The 17026-nt window shown below is 61.4% G+C and carries 12 protein-coding genes; 9 read left to right on the forward strand and 3 right to left on the reverse strand.

Going from position 1 to position 17026, the window contains the following annotated elements; translation table 11 throughout:
- Nucleotides 1-7: 7 nt before the first annotated feature.
- Nucleotides 8-1981: a MacB family efflux pump subunit gene (locus tag ACVHNU_RS06155; RefSeq protein WP_338801312.1), complete on the reverse strand. Its 1974-nt coding sequence runs from the start codon at nt 1979-1981 to the stop codon at nt 8-10.
- Nucleotides 1982-3145, reverse strand: a complete 1164-nt coding sequence (locus tag ACVHNU_RS06160) for an efflux RND transporter periplasmic adaptor subunit (RefSeq protein WP_473019217.1) — start codon at nt 3143-3145, stop codon at nt 1982-1984. It abuts the gene before it with no gap.
- 323 nt (nt 3146-3468) lie between these two features.
- Between ACVHNU_RS06160 and ACVHNU_RS06165 the strand changes: the two genes are divergently transcribed.
- The 9 genes from ACVHNU_RS06165 (at nt 3469) to ACVHNU_RS06205 (ending at nt 15974) form a co-directional block, all read left to right on the forward strand.
- On the forward strand, nt 3469-3951 hold the full coding sequence (locus tag ACVHNU_RS06165) for a sigma-70 family RNA polymerase sigma factor (RefSeq protein WP_045122362.1): 483 nt from the start codon (nt 3469-3471) through the stop codon (nt 3949-3951).
- Nucleotides 3952-4082: 131 nt separating this feature from the next.
- Complete coding sequence (locus ACVHNU_RS06170) at nt 4083-5417, forward strand: lysine N(6)-hydroxylase/L-ornithine N(5)-oxygenase family protein (protein WP_103521839.1); 1335 nt, start codon at nt 4083-4085, stop codon at nt 5415-5417.
- 592 nt (nt 5418-6009) lie between these two features.
- On the forward strand, nt 6010-8709 hold the full coding sequence (mgtA, locus tag ACVHNU_RS06175) for a magnesium-translocating P-type ATPase (protein WP_473019219.1): 2700 nt from the start codon (nt 6010-6012) through the stop codon (nt 8707-8709).
- A 157-nt stretch (nt 8710-8866) separates the two neighbouring features.
- Nucleotides 8867-9583 carry an MgtC/SapB family protein gene (locus tag ACVHNU_RS06180; protein WP_103484485.1) on the forward strand — a complete coding sequence of 239 codons (717 nt, stop codon included), beginning with the start codon at nt 8867-8869 and terminating at the stop codon, nt 9581-9583.
- 230 nt (nt 9584-9813) lie between these two features.
- Nucleotides 9814-10179, forward strand: coding sequence for a hypothetical protein (locus ACVHNU_RS06185; RefSeq protein WP_003223458.1), 366 nt, complete (start codon nt 9814-9816; stop codon nt 10177-10179).
- The gene (locus ACVHNU_RS06190) at nt 10172-11455 is read left to right on the forward strand and encodes an EAL domain-containing response regulator (RefSeq protein WP_473019220.1); all 1284 of its coding nucleotides are present in this window, start codon (nt 10172-10174) and stop codon (nt 11453-11455) included. Before ACVHNU_RS06185 ends, ACVHNU_RS06190 begins: the two co-directional genes overlap by 8 nt.
- An 87-nt stretch (nt 11456-11542) precedes the next feature.
- Entirely contained in the window at nt 11543-11977 is a 435-nt protein-coding gene (locus tag ACVHNU_RS06195; RefSeq protein ID WP_103484482.1) for a chemotaxis protein CheY, read from the forward strand.
- A gap of 143 nt (nt 11978-12120) precedes the next feature.
- Entirely contained in the window at nt 12121-12747 is a 627-nt protein-coding gene (locus tag ACVHNU_RS06200; protein WP_473019221.1) for a response regulator, read from the forward strand.
- Nucleotides 12748-12755: 8 nt separating this feature from the next.
- Complete coding sequence (locus ACVHNU_RS06205) at nt 12756-15974, forward strand: transporter substrate-binding domain-containing protein (protein ID WP_473019222.1); 3219 nt, start codon at nt 12756-12758, stop codon at nt 15972-15974.
- Nucleotides 15975-15978: 4 nt separating this feature from the next.
- Here ACVHNU_RS06205 and dkgB read toward each other — a convergent pair whose 3' ends face one another.
- Entirely contained in the window at nt 15979-16782 is an 804-nt protein-coding gene (dkgB, locus tag ACVHNU_RS06210) for a 2,5-didehydrogluconate reductase DkgB (RefSeq protein ID WP_103484479.1), read from the reverse strand.
- Nucleotides 16783-17026 lie beyond the last annotated feature (244 nt).

The following is a 17026-nucleotide window of genomic DNA, read 5'->3' on the forward strand; positions in this document are numbered from 1 at the left end:
AGATCGATCATTCACTGGTAAGGGCCGTGACCGGATCGAGCCGGGCGGCCTTGCGGGCAGGCATGAAGCCGAAGATGACACCGGTGACCAGTGCGCAGGCGAAGGCGCCGAGCACAGCCAGCCATTGAAACGCGATCGCCACGCCGCTGAACATCAGGACGCCGCCGACCAGCATTGCCAGGCTGATGCCGGCAATGCCACCGACCACCGAAAGCATCACCGCTTCGGTGAGAAACTGGCGCAGGATGTCGCGCTGACGGGCGCCGGTGGCCATACGAATGCCGATTTCCCGGGTGCGTTCGCGCACGGTCATGAGCATGATGTTCATCACGCCGATACCGCCCACCAGCAGTGAAATGGCAGCAATGGCGCCGAGCATCAGCGACAGCGTGCCCTGGGTGCGCGCCTCGGCCTGGATCATCGCGGCGTTGTTGGTGAGTTCGAAGTCCTTCTTGCCGTTGTGCCGGCGCAGCATCGCTTGTTCGATGGCCTGTTCGGCGTCCTTGACCTTGCGCGCATCCCTGGCGGCGATCACCACGTATTCCGGATTGCGGCTGCCGAACAGACGCATGCTGGCCGCGGAGTAGGGCACGGCGATGCGATTGTCGCTGTCCGAGTCGCCCGAGCTTGAGCCTTTTTCGGCGAGAACGCCGAGGATCTGGAACGGCACGTTTTCGATCAGGATGTACTGGCCGATCGGATCGGCGACATCCTTGAGCAACTTGTCGCGCACTTTGGTACCGATTACCGCCACAGCGGCGGCACTGTCTTCGTCGGCCTGGGTGAAGTAACTGCCCTGGACCACCGGCCAGTTGAAGATGATCGGGAAGTTGGTGTCGTTGCCACCGACATAACTGCTGTGATCGGCGTTGCCGAAACGCACGCCGGCGGTCGAGCCGTTGACCGGCATGATGCGTTCGACCTGGGGCAGGGCGGCCAGCTCGGCGACATCATCGAGCGTGATGATCCCCGGTGGCGTGCGCGGGTTGGGCGCGGCGCCGCTCAGATAAATGATGTTGGAGCCGAAGGCGCCCATCTGCGCCATCACCTGGCGTTTGCTGCCTTCGCCAACCGCCAGCATCACCACCACCGAAGCCACGCCGATGACGATGCCGAGCAGCGTCAGCGCGGTGCGAAACCGATTGATCCACATGACTCGCCAGGCGGCTTGCACCGCATCCACCAGTTCGCCTTTCCAGGCGCCGGTCTGGGTACTGCCGGCGCTCAGGCGCTGGCGCAGATCGACCGCTTGCAGGGCGCCGGGGTTGGCGGTACGGGGCGCGGCTGACGGATGTTCGGCGGTGTCGCTGATGATCAGGCCGTCGCGGATTTCGATGATGCGTTTGGCCCGTTGCGCCACTTCGCGGTCGTGGGTGATGAGAATCACCACATGGCCCTGACTGGCGAGTTCGTCGAGCAAGGTCATGACCTCGGCGCCGCTGTGGCTGTCGAGGGCGCCGGTGGGTTCGTCGGCGAGAATGATGTGGCCGCCGTTCATCAGCGCCCGGGCAATCGACACGCGCTGCTGCTGACCGCCGGAAAGCTGATGCGGGCGGTTGCCGGTGCGACTGGCCAGGCCCAGGCGCTCCAGCAATGCACTGGCCCGCGCGTGGCGTTCCGCCGCCGGAGTGCCGGCGTAGATGGCCGGCATCTCGACGTTTTCCTGGGCGGAGCCGGACGGAATCAGGTGATAGCCCTGGAACACGAAACCGAACGCCTCGCGGCGCAGCCACGCCAGTTCGTCGGTGTCCAGTTGCGCGACATCTTCACCGGCAAAACGATATTCGCCGCTGGTAGGGCGATCGAGGCAGCCAAGGATGTTCATCAGCGTCGATTTGCCGGAACCGGACGCGCCGACGATGGCCACGAACTCGCCGGCATGAATCGACAGATCGATGCCGCGCAACACCTCCACCAGCGGACTGTCATTGCCGCCGTAGGATTTGCGGATCTGCCGCAGGTCAATCAGGGGCGTTTGCATTCAGCCTCCGCTGCCGGTGGCCGGAGCGCTGAGGACGTGATCGCCCTCGACCAGACCTTCGAGCACTTGCGTGCGCAGGCGATCGCTGATGCCGGTTCGCACTTCGCGGGACTGGATTTCGCCGTTGGCGGCAACGACCTGCGCCCGTTGCCACTGCGCCCGCGTGCCTGGCTGCAGGGCGGCGCTTGGCACGGTCAGGGTGTCCCTGGCCTGTTGCGCGACAAAGAACACCTGCGCCGTCATGTCGGTCATCAGGCTGTTGTCAGCGTTGTCGACATCGAGCAGCACGGTGTACAGCACCACCCGTTCGCTGCCGCTGCGACCACTGGTGGGGCTGCCGCCCTGATTCTGTTCGAGAGGGCGCGGCGGCACCGGCAGAATCTGCCGCACAGTGCTGTTCCAGCGCCGGCTGCCACCACTGAGGGTGGTGAAGTAGGCGGTCATGCCAGGTTTGACGTGGCCAATGTCCGCTTCGGAAACCTCGGCCCAGACCGTCATTGGCGATAGCCGCGCGATGCGCAGGATCAACGGTGTCTGTTGCTGCGCATTGAGTGTCTGGCCTTCCCGCGCGCCGACAGCCACCACCGTGCCGCTCATCGGTGCATAAATGCGTGTGTAGCCGAGCTCGGCCTCGTCGCTGCGCAGGCTTGCCTGGGCCTGGCGGATCTGCGCCTGGAACATGTCGATGCGCGCCTGGGTGGCGCGAACTTCGGCGCGTGCGGTCTGCACATCTTCTTCACGGGTCGCGCCACCGGCGGCGAGCTTCTGCTGGCGCTGGTATTTCTGCTGTGCGAGATCGTGCTGGGCGCGCTGCTCCTGCAGTTGCGCCTTGAGGTTTTCGATCGAGAAACGCCCGGCATCGAGTTTGGCTTTTTGCGTGGAGGGGTCGATCTCCACCAGCAACTGGCCTTCCTTGACCGTATCGCCAGCCTCGACATGGATCTTCTGGATCTGCCCGGAAGCCTGCGCGCCGACATCCACATAACGACGCGGCTGCAAAGTGCCCAATGCGGTCACGCTGTTTTCGATATTGCTGCGGGTCACCTGAACGGTGGCGAGGGCGTCCCGCCCGGGCGGCAAAACCTGCCACGCGGCAACGGCGATCACGGGAATCAGACAAAGGGCGGCAAACAGGGCGCGTCGGGCGGAGCGGGGACGTTTCATGCAGGGTTCCGGCCAGTAGGTTCGGCCCGTCGTTCAACCGCGGCGGCGCAGTGCGCGGGGGTTGAACGCTGTCGCAAGGCGCGACAGATACGGGGAGCTGTCCTGTAAACGATGAGTGCGCAAGGGAATTTAAGTGCGCACACATCAAGTAACAGGTAGCCGCAGAGGACTATTTGGCCCGGATGTGGAAACAGCTCTTTAAATCTATATGAGAATTACTATAAATTACGCAACTCAAGTTGCCACCATCTTGCTACTGCGGATCGCGGGCGGCGGAATCCGTGTGCTCAAGGACAGGAACTGCATCGATGCGGTCGGGAGTCATGTTGGAAAACTACTATCGGGAGCTGGTGTGTTTCCTGAACGCCAGGCTGGGCAACCGTCAGGTTGCCGAAGATGTGGTGCATGACGCTTATTTGCGGGTGCTGGAGCGTTCCAGTGACACGCCCATCGAGCAACCCCGGGCGTTTCTCTATCGCACCGCCCTGAACCTGGTCATCGATGATCATCGGCGCAATGCCCTGCGTCAGGTCGAGTCGCTTGATGTGCTCGACAGCGAAGAGCGCTATTTCACCCCGTCACCCCATGGCACCCTCGATCACGGCCAGCGTCTGGAAATGCTCCAGCGTGCGCTGGCGGAGTTGCCGCCGTTGTGCCGCGACAGCTTTTTGCTGCGCAAGATCGAAGGCCTGTCCCACCCCGAAATTGCCGCGACCCTCGGGATCTCCAAGGCGTTGGTGGAAAAACACATCGTCAATGCCATGAAGCATTGCCGGTTGCGAATCAAACAATGGGATGCCCATTGATCCCGGCTGGTTAAATTTCCTTTCATCGTCCTCGTTCCTACTCAACAGACGACCTGCTGACCTGTTTCGGGCCGGTCAGGTCACCCAGGCTTTATCCCCGTGTTGAGGGGTTCATCCAGAGGACACTGGAAATGACACAGGCAATTGCATCGCCCATCGTTCACGACCTGATCGGCGTCGGTTTCGGCCCTTCCAACCTGGCCCTGGCCATCGCTCTGCAAGAGCGCGGCCCGACCCACGGCGAGCTGGATGTGCTGTTCCTCGACAAGCAGGCCGACTACAGCTGGCACGGCAACACCCTGTCGACCCAGAGCGAGTTGCAGATTTCCTTCCTCAAGGATCTGGTGACCCTGCGCAACCCGACCAGTCCGTACTCGTTCGTCAACTACCTCAAGCACCACGGGCGTCTGGTGGACTTCATCAATCTCGGCACCTTCTACCCGTGCCGCATGGAGTACAACGACTACCTGCGCTGGGTCGCCGGGCAGTTCACCGAGCAGAGCCGCTACGGCGAAGAAGTGCTGACCATCGAACCGGTGCTGCACAACCATCAGGTTGAAGCGCTGCGCGTGATCTCCCGCGATACCGAAGGCCAGCAGTTCGTGCGCACCGCGCGTTCGGTGGTGGTCAGCGCCGGCGGCACGCCGCGTATTCCCGAAGCGTTCAAGGCGCTCAAAGGCGACAGCCGCGTGTTCCACCACTCGCAGTACCTGTCGCAGATGGCCAGACAGCCGTGTGTGAACAATCAACCGATGAGCATCGCGATCATCGGTGGCGGGCAGAGCGCGGCGGAAGCCTTCATCGATCTGAACGATTCGTTCCCGTCGGTGCAGGTCGACATGATCCTGCGCGGTTCGGCCCTCAAGCCTGCGGACGACAGCCCGTTCGTCAACGAAGTGTTTTCGCCGGAGTTCACCGATCTGGTGTTCCAGCAAAACAGTGCCGAGCGCGAGCGCCTGGTCAACGAGTATCACAACACCAACTACTCAGTGGTGGACATCGACCTGATCGAACGCATCTACGGCATCTTCTATCGGCAGAAAGTCTCGGGCATCGCCCGTCATGCATTCCGCACCCTGACCACCGTTGAAAGCGCTACGGCCACCGAGCGCGGCATTGAACTGGCGGTGCGCAACAACGCCACCGGCGAAGTCACCGTGCGTGTCTATGACGCCGTGGTCCTGGCCACCGGTTACGAGCGACAGATGCACCGCAAACTGCTGGCTCCGCTGGAGGAATACCTCGGTGATTTCGAGGTTGATCGCAACTACAGACTGATCACCGACGAGCGCTGCAAGGCCGGCCTGTACATGCAGGGCTTCTGCCAGGCCAGCCATGGTCTGAGCGACACGTTGCTGTCGGTGCTGCCGGTGCGCGCCGACGAGATTGCCGGCTCGCTGTACGAGCATGGCAAGCACCGTGGGCATCGTTCGATGGCGGATTTGTTGCTGGCGACGGCCAGCTGATTCTGTATTGCCTGATACACCGCTTTCGCGAGCAAGCCCGCTCCCACAGGGGATCTTCATTGAACACAGATTTTGTGGTCAGCAGAGATCCAATGTGGGAGCGGGCTTGCTCGCGAAGGGGCCTCCAAGACCACCGCAAAAACCCATTCCTGAACCCTTCCTGAATATCCCCCGATATTCCTCGATACACCTTCTTACACGGGTTTACTCATCCATCATCGAGGCGTAAGCTTCGCGCGTTTTCATCAATAGCGGAGACCCACAGTGGGTACTTGTTCGAGTGACAGTTGTCGGCCGGTCTCGGTAACCGGCAGATTCTCGGCAAGATAACGCGCAGCCTTTCTCTGCCGTTGTCTCGCCGTAAAAGCGAGCAGCGGCATCCCGATCATGGTCAGTTGAGACCATGTCCCGACGTCCTTCTCATCGACACTGAACGTGTGTGGTTCCGACCGTGTGGTCGTGATCGCAAACCTATCGACACGCCTGTCTTTTCTGACCGGCGCGCCAAGCCTTGCCGTGCCGGATTTTCCGGCGCACGAGGCATGGTCGTACCTGCTCGACGGTTTCCCGGCTGACCATAGGGGCAACAGCCATGAAACTTACGCTCAAGGAATTTTTCGCAGGCTTCCTGCGCACACGCCACATCGCCCGGCACTTCCGCCGTCTGGCGCTGCTGGAATCGATCAACGACACCACGGTCAGCCGTGAAGTGCCGCCCACCCTGGCCAACACCCTGGTCGATGCGGCCCATCGCGACAGCAGCGAACTGCTGTCTTCGCTGGGCACCCACACTGACGGTTTGACCGATTTTGAGGTCGACGCACTGCGCGCGCAGTATGGCCTCAACGAAGTCGAACATGAGCAGCCGCTGCCATGGTGGACCCACCTGTGGCACTGCTACAAAAACCCGTTCAACCTGCTGCTGACCCTGTTGGCGGTGATCTCGTGGCTGACCGAAGACCTCAAAGCCGCCACGGTGATTTTCTCCATGGTGGTGCTGTCGACGCTGCTGCGCTTCTGGCAGGAAAGCAAATCCAACCGGGCCGCCGATGCGCTCAAGGCGATGGTCAGCAACACCGCCACAGTGATGCGCCGCGATGAGCCACGGATCGAACTGCCGATCAAGCAACTGGTGCCGGGCGACCTGATCGTACTTTCGGCTGGCGACATGATTCCTGCCGACTGCCGGGTGCTCAGCGCCAAGGACCTGTTCGTCAGCCAGGCGGCGATGACCGGTGAATCGATGCCGGTGGAAAAATTTGCCCGCCAGGTCGACCGCGACACGCGCAATCCGCTGGAGCTGGAGAACATCCTGTTCATGGGCACCAACGTGGTGTCCGGCACGGCGATGGCGGTGATTCTCACCACCGGCAACAGCACCTATTTTGGTGCGCTGGCGCAACGGGTCGGCGCGACTGACCGTGCGGTGACCTCGTTCCAGCTCGGTGTGAACAAAGTCAGCTGGCTGCTGATCCGCTTCATGTTCGTCATGGCGCCGCTGGTCCTGTTCATCAACGGTTTCACCAAGGGCGACTGGACTGAAGCACTGTTGTTCGCGCTGTCGATCGCTGTTGGCCTGACTCCGGAAATGCTGCCGATGATCGTCACCTCGACCCTGGCCAAAGGTGCGGTGTTCCTGTCGCGCAAGAAGGTCATCGTCAAGCGTCTGGATGCGATCCAGAACTTCGGCGCCATGGACGTGCTGTGCACCGACAAGACCGGCACCCTGACCCAGGACAAGATCTTCCTCGCGCGCAATGTCGACGTCTGGGGTGAAGACTCGGATGACGTGCTGGAAATGGCTTATCTGAACAGCTACTACCAGACCGGGCTGAAAAACCTGCTTGATGTAGCGGTGCTGGAGCACGTGGAAATCAACCGTGAGCTGAAGGTCGGCACGGCGTTTCGCAAGGTCGATGAGATCCCGTTTGACTTCAATCGCCGGCGCATGTCGGTGGTGGTCGAAGGGCGTGGTGAACCGCATCTGCTGATCTGCAAAGGCGCGGTAGAGGAAGTGCTGGCGGTGTGCACCCGTGTGCAGCACGGCGAAGTCGAAGAAGCCTTGAGCGATGAATTGCTGACCCGGATTCGTCAGGTCACCGCAGCATTCAACGCTGAAGGCTTGCGCGTGGTGGCCGTGGCTGCTCGCTCGATGCCGGAAGGTCGCGACACTTACAGCCTGGCGGATGAGCAGGAATTGACGCTGATCGGTTATGTGGCGTTCCTCGATCCACCGAAGGAAAGCACCGCGCCGGCGCTCAAGGCTTTGGCCGAACACGGTGTCGCCGTCAAAGTGCTGACCGGTGACAACGAACTGGTGACTGCGAAGATTTGCCGCGAAGTCGGTCTGGCCCAACAGGGCCTGCTGATGGGCAATGACATCGAGCGCATGAGTGATGCCCAACTGGCAATCGCCGTGGAGAAGACCAATGTCTTCGCCAAGCTGACCCCGTCGCACAAGGAGCGCATCGTGCGCATTCTCAAGGGCAACGGGCATGTGGTCGGCTTCATGGGTGACGGCATCAACGATGCGCCGGCGCTGCGCACGGCCGACATCGGTATTTCGGTGGACAGCGCGGTGGACATCGCCAAGGAAGCCGCCGACATCATCCTCCTGGAAAAGAGCCTGATGGTGCTGGAGGAGGGCGTGCTCGAAGGGCGCCGCACCTTCGCCAACATGCTCAAGTACATCAAGATGACCGCCAGCTCCAACTTCGGCAACGTGTTCTCGGTACTGGTCGCCAGTGCGTTCATTCCGTTCCTGCCGATGCTGCCGATGCACCTGCTGGTACAGAACCTGCTCTACGACATTTCGCAGATCGCCATTCCGTTCGACAACGTCGATGACGAGATGCTGAAAAAGCCGCAGCGCTGGCAGCCGGCTGATGTTGGACGCTTCATGCTGTTCTTCGGTCCGATCAGTTCGATCTTTGACATCCTGACGTTCGCCTTGATGTGGTATGTGTTCGATGCCAACACCCCGGATCACCAGACCCTGTTCCAGTCCGGCTGGTTCGTGGTGGGCTTGCTGACCCAGACGCTGATCGTGCACATGATCCGCACGCCGAAGATTCCATTCCTGCAAAGCCGTGCAGCCATGCCGCTGCTGGTGATGACCGGGATCATCATGGCGGTCGGGATCTTCCTGCCGATGGGGCCGCTGGCCGACTACTTCAAACTGCAGGCGCTGCCGTCGATGTACTTCGTGTTCCTGCCGATGATCCTGTTGGCGTACATGGCGCTGACCCAGGCGGTGAAAGGCTTCTACATCCGCCGGTTCGGCTGGCAATAAAGGTTCGGACAACACTGTTCCCCTGTGGGAGCGGGCTTGCTCGCGAAGGCGGTGTGTCAGCCACTACAACTGTGACTGAATAACCGCCTTCGTCGGATCGCCGCCCGGAGCAAGCCCGCTCCCACAGGGGGCAGTGGTTTATTCAAGGAGCTTCATCATGCAAGCCATCAACAACCTCAACCTCACCTCGCTGCTCGACACTCTCGTCAGCCTCAGCGCAGCGTTCATCCTCGGTGGCCTGATCGGTTTCGAGCGCCAGTACCGGCAACGCACGGCGGGGCTGCGCACCAACGTATTGGTGGCGGTCGGCGCGGCGATTTTCGTCGACATGGCCAACCGCCTCGGCGGTGCTGATGGCGCGGTGCGCGTGGTTGCCTACGTGGTCTCCGGCATCGGCTTTCTCGGCGCCGGCGTGATCATGCGCGAAGAGGGCAACGTCCGTGGTCTCAACACCGCCGCGACCCTGTGGACCTCCGCCGCCGTCGGTGCCTGCGCCGGTGCCGACCTGTTGGCCGAAGCGGTGCTCGGCACGCTGTTCATCCTCGCCGCCAACACCTTGCTGCGGCCGATCGTCAACAACATCAACCGCCAGCCACTGGATGTGGTCTCGGCTGAAGTCACCAACATCGTCTATGTCATCGCCCGGCGCTCGCAACAGAAAGCGGTGTTCGCCCTGCTCGAAGCCGAGCTGGAGCGCAGCAACTACCCGGCCAGTGATGTCGATGTACACGCCTTCGGCGCCGACGAAATCGAGATCGAAGCGACGCTGGCGACCACCTCGGTGGACGGTGACGAACTCGATGCCCTGGTGGCGCGGATCTCGACTTCAGCGCTGGTGGTGCAGGCGTTCTGGAGTCCGAGTACCACGGAATAAGGCAACAACCTCGAGCCGCCATTCGGCGTGGCTCTCGGCGATCGCTATCGCCGCCTCTGGCAAGAAAATCGCCGCTTTGGCCAGTGTCCAGGCGGCGTCCTGTCGGTTTTCGAGAGGTTTCCTCCTGCTTTTAGGACTTTTCCTACATAGGTTCTGACGACTTCTGGTTAGCGTGTTCGGCACATTTTCTTACGCCGTTAAACCTTATGTCCTACAAGTGCAGGCGAATCGTGATTGTCGAAGAGCAGCAGGCTCTGCAATCCAGAATCGCCAGAGTCTTCAACGAGCTGGGCTACCGCCACCTCACGCCAGTGCGTTCGTTTCGTGAACTGTTGGCGTTGACGCATTACTCCCATGAGCCGTTCGAGCAATTCGACCTGATGATCATCAATGGCGAACTGATTGCCGCTGCGGGTGTTGATCCGGTGCGGTTCTTTCAGGGCAATCCACAGATTCGCCACGGTGTGATCCACGATGTCCGGCGTGGTCAGCCGCAGGCCGAGGCGATTTATGCCACCCGGCGTCGGCAGCTGTTCATGCTCCATACGCCGGACCGGCAGACCCTTGGCACCGTGCTGGAGCATCTCGATGGTTAAGCGATCGCAGACGCCCCCTCGCGAGCTCGACACTCATCCGCATTTCACCCACAGCGAGCCAACCCTCATGCCCGATCTGCCGCTCCGTATCCTGGTGCTTGAAGACCACGCTTTCCAGCGCTCCGTAGCGGTGAACATGCTGCAAGGGCTGGGGTGTCGGGAGGTGCTGGAGGCCAGCGATGGCGCGCAGGCGCTGGCGTTGCTCGATGAAGTCGGCTCGGTGGACATCGCCCTGTGCGACTTGCAGATGGAGGGCATGGACGGCCTGGAGTTTCTGCAGCGGGTCGGCGCGTCGGGGCAGGTCAGGTCGGTGATCATCAGCAGTTCGCTGTCGGCGGATCTGCGGCGGGCAGTGCATCAGATGGTTGCGCTGCTTGGGCTGGACCTGCTCGGTGATGTCGGCAAACCGCTGCACGCCCAAGTGTTGGCCGAGTTGCTGGAGAAATTCGTCAATCGGCAGATCAGCCCGGCGCAGCCGGTTCGCACCACGACGCTGGCCAGTGAAGCGGCGGTACGCCATGCGCTGGCCGAGGGCCAATTGCATGCCTGGTATCAACCCAAGTTCAACCTGCAGAGCGGCGAAGTCTGTGGCGTTGAAGTTCTGTGCCGCTGGCTGCATCCGACACGCGGGCTGATTTCGCCGGCGCTGTTTGTACCGGTACTTGAACGTTGCGGACTGCTCGACGAGATGCTGTTCGCGCAGATCGATCAGGCCTTGCGGGTACAGCACAGTGCCCGGGTTCAGGGCTTTGTCTTGAACATGGCCTTCAACCTGCAAACCGTGCAATTGGCCAATGCGCAACTGACGTCCACTTTGAAAAGCCTTTTGGCTGAACATAAAACCTGCGGTTCAAGCCTGACGTTCGAGCTGACCGAAAGCGGTCTGCTCGAAGCGCCGGCCACCAGCCTCGAGAGTCTGGTGCGGTTGCGCATTATGGGTTGTCGCTTGTCGATCGATGACTTCGGCGCGGGATTCTCCTCATTGCAGCGTCTGTGTCAGTTGCCATTCAACGAGATCAAGCTCGACGCCGATTTCATTCGCAACCTTGCGCACGAACCCCGTTGCCGCGCCGCCATCAGCAGCACCCTGGCACTGGGCGAAGCCCTGGGCATGAGCGTAGTCATCGAGGGCATCGAAACCGATGCGCAACGTCGTGAACTGCTGGCACTGGGCTGCACGCAAGGGCAGGGCTACTGGTACGCACGACCGATGGCCGGGGCCGATTTGCTCCACTGGCTGCAACGGCGCAACCACGGGAAAAACGCGGATGAATGAGCGGATTTTTAGGAAAGATCCTACAGAGTTGTTCCTGCGGCTTGCGTAGCCTTGGCGCTTCCACCCGTGACCTCCAGGAGATCGAGCATGATCAATAAAACCCTGCGCATCCTGATTGCCGATCCGCAGCATTTTCACCGGATGAAAATCGAGCGCCTGTTCAATGGCCTTGAATACTTCCGCATCGCTCCGGTACAGAGTCTGCTTGAGCTGCTGACCCTGGTGGAGTACGGCTGTGAACCCTTCGATGCGGTGGTTATCAACGCCGAGCTGGCGGCCGGATCGCTGGACCTGCCGGGGTTTTTCCTCAACAACCCGCATGTGCGCCATGCGCTGATCTATAACGAGCCCTCGGCGCCTGCGCTGACACCCGCCGGCTTCGCTCAGGAAAACCTGCAGATCAGCCATGTCGCCTTGCCCAATGCGGCCGCGATCAAGCATCTGATGGCGCGCGTCGATGTTGCCCCGGTGTGTGCGGCTGACACCTGGAACCCGCTATCAGCCCTGCAGCGTCGGGCTTGAGCACGGATTCCCCTTTGGCGCAACTGTCAGATCTGACAGGTAGATACGGTTTGATTCCCGTGTAACAGTCTTTGCGCAGCCACTGCGGCAGGAACAGCCGATGCCAGTGGCGCCATCGTCATGTTTTTGCACTGGGAGCGGTCATGAAGTCAGCGCTGATCGTCGATGATCATCCGGTGGTACGGGCGGCCGTGAAACTCGTCCTCGAAGCCGAACGGTTCAAGGTTATTCACGAAGCATCGAGCGCCGGTGAAGTCATGGCGCTGATCCGCAAGCACCAACCCAAACTGGTGATACTCGATCTCAAGTTACCGGGGCTCGGCGGGCTGGAGGTGTTGGAGCGGCTGAAGTCCGATAACCCCGAGTGCAAGGTGTTGATCTTCACCTCCCAGGACCCGCTGCATTATCAAAACCGATGCCTGCGGGGCGGGGCCATGGGCTACGTGACCAAAACCAACCAGTTGCTGCAATTGCACAAGGCAATCCAGGCACTGATGTCGGGCTACTCATACTTTGCAGCGTTGCCCGACACCACCCATGCATCGTCCCCGCTGGACCGCAGTGAAAAACAGCTGATCGATCAGCTCTCCAACCGCGAACTGAGCATTCTCGAGCAATTGGCACTGGGCAAATCGAACAAGGCGATCGCCGGAGACATGCACCTGAGCCATAAGACCGTCAGTACCTACAAGACCCGCCTGATGAAAAAACTCGCGATCAATTCCACGGTGCACTTGCGCGAATTCGCCAAGCGCAATCATTTGATCTGAGTGGCGAAGTGAGTCGGCAACGCGGGTGGTGGATTCTGTGGTTGAGTATCACGGCCACCTGCTGCGCCAGCGAGGCGCCACAACCCCTTGAGTTGTTGAGCCAGGCAGCACTGGAAAATATTCAGGTCCCGCTCGACGAGCAGGACCGCCAATGGCTGCGCCAGCACCCGGTGTTGCGCATGGGCATTTCCGGAGCCGATTACCCACCGTTCGAAATCACCCGCAATCGGCAGGAGCTGGGAGGCCTCACCGCCGATTATGCCGAGCTTCTGGCGCAGTTGCTCAATGTGCGGATCGACGTTCGACGCTTCGCCCATCGCGACGAGGTGATGGCCGCACTCAAGCGCGGTGAACTGGACCTGCTGGGGACCTCGAACAACTTCGAGCTGGCCGACCCGGATTTCATGCTGTCGCGCCCCTACGCCGAAGACCAGCCGATGCTGGTGACCCGGCTTGACGAAACTCTGCCGGCGGATCTGGCGGGCCGACGCATCGCCATGGTCGAGGACTATCTGCCGCTGGCCAGCGTGCAGGCGTTCTATCCCGGGGCGGACTTGCAGCGTTACCCCTCGGCGATGGATGCGCTGGGTGCGGTGGCATTCGGTGTCGATGACGGCTATCTCGGCGATCTGATCAGCGCCAATTACCTGATCAACACCAATTACCGTAATGACTTGCAACTGGCCGGTCCGTCGGGCCTGGATGCCAGCCCCTTCGGTTTCGCCATGCTGCGCAGCGAAGTTCGCCTCAAACGCATCATCGACAAGGCGCTGGCGGTGATTCCCCTGGAGCGTCGTCAGCTTATCGAGCAGCGCTGGAGCGCGGGGCGTGCGCAAATGGCCGCGCAGTCGCGGGTGCGCCTCAGTGCCGGCGAGCAGGAGTGGCTGGAGCAACATCCGCTGGTGCGGGTCGGTGTGATCGAGGATTTCGCACCGCTGACTTTTTTTGATGCCAGCGGGCGATTCAACGGTCTGTCAGCGCAATTGCTTACCCTGATCAGTCAGCGCACCGGGCTGCATTTCGAGGTGGTCCGGGGGCGTTCGCTGGATCGCCAGATCGAACAGCTCAAGGCCGGTGAACTCGACGTGTTGCCGGTGGTGACCCCGAGCAGCGAGCGGGAAGCCGAGCTGCAATTCACCCGTGCGTACCTGAACAATCCGTTTGTACTGGTCAGTGCAATAACGGCGGGCAGTCCGCGCAGCCTCGCCGATCTGCCAGGCAAGCGTCTGGCGATTTATCGCGGTCATCCGTTACGCGGTTACATCCTGCAGCGCGTGCCGGGGGTACGTCTGGTGGAGGTCAGCAGCCCGGCCGAGGGCATGGAGCTGATCGCCAAGGGGCAGGCCGACGCGACCGTCAGCTCGTTGCTGGTCGCGCGTTTTCTGATCGCCCGCCATTACCGTGAGCGCCTGCGCATCACCAATACCATCGGCGATCAACCGGCGCGCATCGCCCTGGCCACCGCACCGCAGGATACGGCGCTGCACACGATTCTGAACAAGGCGCTGCTGAGCATCGCGCCGCAACAGATGGACGAGCTGGTCGAACGCTGGAGCCATGATGTGTTGGTCGAGGAGAGCTATTGGCAGCGTTATCGCCGGGAGATTCTCCTGGCTTTTGCCGCTGCCGCGAGCCTGCTGTTGTTGGCCTTGGCCTGGATCGGTTTGCAGCGCTGGCAGTTGCGCCAGCGTCAGCAATGGCTGCGGCAGTTGCAGCAGGCCAAGGAGGCCGCCGACGACGCCAACCGGGCCAAGACCACGTTTCTGGCGACCATGAGCCATGAAATCCGCACCCCGATGAATGCCTTGATCGGCATGCTCGAACTGGCCCTGAAGCGGGCCGAGGAGGGTGTCACCGACAAGCTGGCGATCGAAGTCGCATCCGGCGCTGGCCAGCAACTGCTCGCGCTGATCGGCGACATTCTCGACATCGCACGCATCGAGTCCGGGCATCTGTCCCTCGCACCGGAACGAGCCAATCTGCGCGAACTGGTGATCTCGGTGTGCCGGGTGTTCGAGGCACTGGCGCGGCAGAAGCGCCTGTTGTGGCATGTCGAACTGGATGCACAGAGTGGCGTTGACGTCATGGTCGACCCGACACGCTTCAAGCAAGTGCTGTCGAACCTGTTGAGCAACGCGATCAAATTCACCGAGCACGGCCAGGTGAGCGTGCAACTGGTGGTGACCAGGACGGCTCCCGATCAATTGGCCGTGAAAGTCGTGATTGAAGACAGTGGCATCGGCATCAGCGCCGATGACCGGCAACGCCTGTTCAGCCCGTTTGTCCAGGCCGGCAACCATGGTCAGTCGGCGCGCAGCGGCTCGGGGCTGGGACTGGTGATCAGCCGCAACCTCTGCGAAATGATGGGCGGAACGCTGCACCTCGACAGCGAGCCGGGGCTTGGAACGCGGGTCGACATCAATCTGCAGTTGCCGTTGTTGGTCGCGCTCGCCCCCGAACCGGCTAGCCCTGAAGTGGTGGACACGCCGGCGCGTTCATTGAGTGTTCTGGTGGTGGACGATCATCCGGTCAACCGCTTGCTGTTGTGCTGGCAACTGAGCGAACTCGGCCACCGTACGGTCGACATCGAAGACGGTGAACAGGGGCTGCAACGCTGGCGAGCACAAGCATTCGATGTGCTGATCACCGACTGCAACATGCCGCAGCGCAACGGTTACGAACTCGCCCGGACGATCCGTGACGAAGAGGCAGCGAGCGGCCGGGCGCGTTGCCTGATCCTCGGTTTTACCGCCAACGCGCAAGTCGAGGAGAGGGTTCGTTGCCTTGAGGCCGGCATGGACGATTGTCTGTTCAAGCCGATTCGCTTGCACGATTTGCAGCAGGCGTTGAAGGCGGCCAGTCACGGCGAAAGCGATCACTTGCCGACCCCGGCTCTGACGTTGCCCGAGATCGACCTGAGCGCGCTGGAGCAGATGGCTGGAGACGATCACTCGGTGATGCAACGCCTGCGCGAACAAGTATTGCGCAGTCTGCAGGACGATCTGCAACGGCTGGATGCGGCGCGCCAGCCCCAGGATCTGGACGGGTTGCGGACGCTGGCGCATCACATCAAGGGCGGTGCGCAAATGGTCGGTGCCGCGCGGGTGGCGGCGGCGTGCTCGGATCTCGAACAGGCGTGTCGAGACGCCGAAACACTTGCCGTCCACCGCTCGGCGGATGCGCTGCGCACGGCCATGCTCGGCCTTGCGCAGCATCTTCAGGGCTGAGCGCTCAATCCCACTGCGGGGCAATGCCTTTCGGACTGGTCAGGCGATGGCCGCGCTCCAGACCGGCGATCAGCGCCATGTCTGCTTCGCTCAACGTCAGCGCAGTGGCGCCGAGGTTGCTTTGCAGGTTGGCGCGCTTGGTCGACGATGGAATCACCGCGTAACCCGACTGCATCGCCCAGGCCAGAGTGACTTGCGCCGGGGTCGCTTGCAGGCGTTCAGCAATCTGCTGGATCACCGGATCCTTCAGCACTTCGCCATAGGCGAGGGTCATGTAGGAGGTGATCTGGATGCCTTGGCTGCGGGCGAACTCGACCACTTTGCGATTTTGCAGGTACGGGTGCAGCTCGATCTGGTTGGTGGCGATGTTTTCCGCGCCGACCGCTGCGATGGCTTGTTGCATCAAGTCGATGGTGAAGTTGGACACCCCGATCTGCCGGGTCAGGCCCAGACGCTTGGCTTCGAGCAGTGCGCCCATGAATTCGGCGACCGGCACCTGATCTTCCGGCGACGGCCAGTGGATCAGCGTCAGGTCGAGGTAGTCGGTCTGCAACTTCTGCAGGCTTTCCTTGAGGCTGTCGATCAGACGGTCCTTGGCGAAGTTGGCGATCCAGATCTTGCTGGTGATGAACAGCTCTTCGCGAGCAATGCCGCTGGCGGCGATGGCCTGGCCGACCTCGGCTTCGTTCTCGTAGATCTGCGCGGTGTCGATGGCGCGGTAGCCAAGTTCAAGGCCGGTGCGCACCGAATCGATGACCACCTGACCTTGCAGGCGAAACGTACCCAGACCAAAAGCGGGAACAGACATTGATGACTCCAGGGTTGCAGTGGGAATGGGCAGGAGTATCCGCGTCTGCGTCCTTGAGAAAAACCGCTGGTGGGGCAAAGCACTGTTGAGCAGAAGTCATGAATCTTTTCCAATAGTTGTGTTGTCTGGACTGGCCCCTTCGCGAGCAAGCCCGCTCCCACAAGGGACGAGATCCAAAGGTGGGACTGTTCTAAATATGGAACACTAAAGCCGGTTTTTGCCGGCTAGTCCTCCAGCCATCATG

The sequence above is a fragment of the Pseudomonas sp. Ors-4-3C genome (genome assembly GCF_055755035.1).